The following is a 2168-nucleotide window of genomic DNA, read 5'->3' as shown; positions in this document are numbered from 1 at the left end:
TGCAGATAACGTCGCTAATACACTTACTTTTAAAGTCATTTTCATATTTTTTTCCTTCTGAAATTAAATGACAAATTAGACAAATCAAGAGGAACTATATTTTCACGGGAATTTGCCAATGTTCCAAGTAGAAATGTTTGAATTTGTGATTTAGATCACATTTTTCCTTGATAATCCGCCCGATAATGAGCCCCTCTACTCTCTTTCCGTGCTAACATCGCATTCACCACTGCTTGAGCCGTTTTTAAGCCGTAGAAAATTTCAATACCTTGAAAATCAGCGTTTTCTATCGGATCAAAGTCCTGCTCCAAGCGAGCTAATTTTTCTTGTAATTTGCAAAGGTTCTCTTCAGTACGATAAACATTGGCGAATTTTGTCATTGCTTGACGAATTTCACTGAGCACTTGCGAAGCACTGAGCGTTGTATCCGCATTTTTATTATGTAAACGGTTTAATGCCTGTTCTGCAAAATTTTTGGCATTTTCAACCGCTTGTTCGTCTATCGTTGCATCTTGGCAAGCGGTTAAATCTCGCTCAATTTTTGCCATTGCACGTTTGGCAAACACTAAACTTCCGCCCACAGAATTACCGCCCAAGCGGTTCGCTCCTTCAATGCAAGAAGAGACTTCGCCCACTGCAAACAAGCCTTGCACCGCACTTTCTGCGTTGGTGTCAATTTCAATGCCTCCGTTGCAGCTGTGGGCGAATGGCGCAATCGACACGCGATCAGTTAATAAATCGATCCCCGCATCGGCTTTCAGCCAATCTAAATAAACGCGGTAAAACTCCGTTTGGTCTTGATAAAGTGTTGGAGAATAGTGCAAATAAACGCCCTGTTCTTCTGGATGTTCAAGCAAATATAGCATAATGCGTAGATCGAATTTCACGCAGTCAAAATCGACCGAAAATGGTGCGTAGGCACTGCGTTCGGCAACCATTTGGGCGAATTCTTCTGCCGATAAATCAGGAAATAATGAGTTGCCATCTTTATCCGTTACCGCAGTACAATATTTCAGCGTATGTTCACCAAACAGCACTTTGTATTTCGGAGCAATAAACGAAGGAATAAACTGAATAAACTCTAAATTAGTCAGTCTAGCTCCTGCTTGCAAGGCAAGAAAATGGGTAGAGCCAATCACATCAGCAGGGTAAAGATTATCTTTATAAAGCCCTGCAATGCCACCACTGGCAAGAATAATGGCGGAAGTATGCACGTAAAAATAAACAATTTTTCGACCACTCTTTTCTGGGTTTTGATAAGCAAAAACCGCCCCTACTATGCACTGATTTTCAGTTGCGATATGTACAAGGCTAGCATTTTCAAACAACGTCGTCGTATTTTGTTGAGCAATAATCTCCTCCGCATTTTTACGTGCTTTTTGCCATTCGTTAATCAGATAAATCGGGCGAGGATATTCGGCAAAACAAGCGGGGCGGTTATCGTTACGTTTCCACGGACAGAAACCAATTTCATTCAATAATTCAACCGCTTGCGGTGAATCTTCAATATAGGCTTTGACGATTTCAAGATTGTTCATCCCTTGTGCAACACGTTCAATATCTTGCTGGAATAAGGCTTTATCGTGTTCATCGCCTGTCACTTGAATACCAAGGCTTGCTTTCAGTGGAAAAAAACTTGCCCCAGAACCAAGTTGGGTTTTAGTGATAAGAATGTGATTGATGCCTTTTTTGTGGGCTTCAACGGAACAGCTCAAGCCACCAATGCCTGAGCCTACGATAAGGAGATCGGTTTTAAGGGTTTGGGTAATTTGGATGTTGGGCATAGTAGATTTATCCTCTTACTAACCCCTCTTAGCTAAAGAGGGGTTATTCTTTAAACATCAACATCTTGCAAAAAACTCAGGCGAGTTTCCTCGCCTGTTATTCACGCTGAAGAGCGGTCAAATTTGCAAAAATTTTTGCAATCAATTACAACAATGATGGTGCTGCACCGAGTAATTTTTTGGTGTAGTCAATCGTTGGGTTTTCAAAAATTTCTGCGGTGGTGCCTGTTTCCATAATTTTACCGCCGTTCATTACTACAATACGGTCAGATACTTGGCGAACAGTTTGGATGTCGTGCGAAATAAACACCATGGCAAGGTTGAGTTCTTTTTTCAAGTCTGCCATTAAGTTTAGTACTTGAGCACGAACAGAAACATCAAGTG

General features: G+C 41.2%; 1 protein-coding gene and 1 pseudogene. Both read right to left on the bottom strand.

What is annotated here, in order from left to right:
* Positions 1–155: 155 nt before the first annotated feature.
* Positions 156–1784 carry an FAD-binding protein gene (locus KH943_RS09960; protein WP_304110426.1) on the bottom strand — a complete coding sequence of 543 codons (1629 nt, stop codon included), beginning with the start codon at positions 1782–1784 and terminating at the stop codon, positions 156–158.
* A gap of 145 nt (positions 1785–1929) precedes the next feature.
* Positions 1930–2168 (bottom strand): annotated as a pseudogene (locus KH943_RS09955) (ABC transporter ATP-binding protein); the annotation flags it as partial.

This window comes from Haemophilus parahaemolyticus (assembly GCF_018373095.1).
GTDB lineage: Bacteria > Pseudomonadota > Gammaproteobacteria > Enterobacterales > Pasteurellaceae > Haemophilus_A > Haemophilus_A parahaemolyticus_A.
The sequence above is the reverse complement of the archived record's forward strand: the minus strand, read 5'-3'. Positions and strand labels throughout refer to the sequence as shown.